This is a genomic window from Pseudomonas peli (assembly GCF_050563605.1).
Lineage (GTDB): Bacteria > Pseudomonadota > Gammaproteobacteria > Pseudomonadales > Pseudomonadaceae > Aquipseudomonas > Aquipseudomonas peli_A.
On sequence record NZ_JBNXUH010000282.1, the window covers coordinates 1 to 236 of the forward strand.

The 236-nt window shown below is 58.9% G+C and carries 1 pseudogene; it reads left to right on the forward strand.

From position 1 onward, the window contains the following. Positions 1–50: 50 nt before the first annotated feature. Positions 51–236 (forward strand): annotated as a pseudogene (locus tag ACQ4LH_RS21750) (hypothetical protein); the annotation flags it as partial.

The following is a 236-nucleotide window of genomic DNA, read 5'->3' on the forward strand; positions in this document are numbered from 1 at the left end:
TCTCGCAGTTCGTCTCTTGGGCTCTGATATGTGTATAAGAGTCAGACCCGGTGCTGACCGACCGTGGCTTTATCAGCGAAGAGAAGGCCATGCGCCGCTCCTTCGTGATTGCCGGGGTGCTGGGTTTTATCGCCATCCTCGCCTTTAGCCTGATCGGCGTGCACGCCCAACTTACCGGCCTGGCCGCTTCCGACAACGTACCCGCCGCACCTGTCTCTTATACACATCTCCGAGCC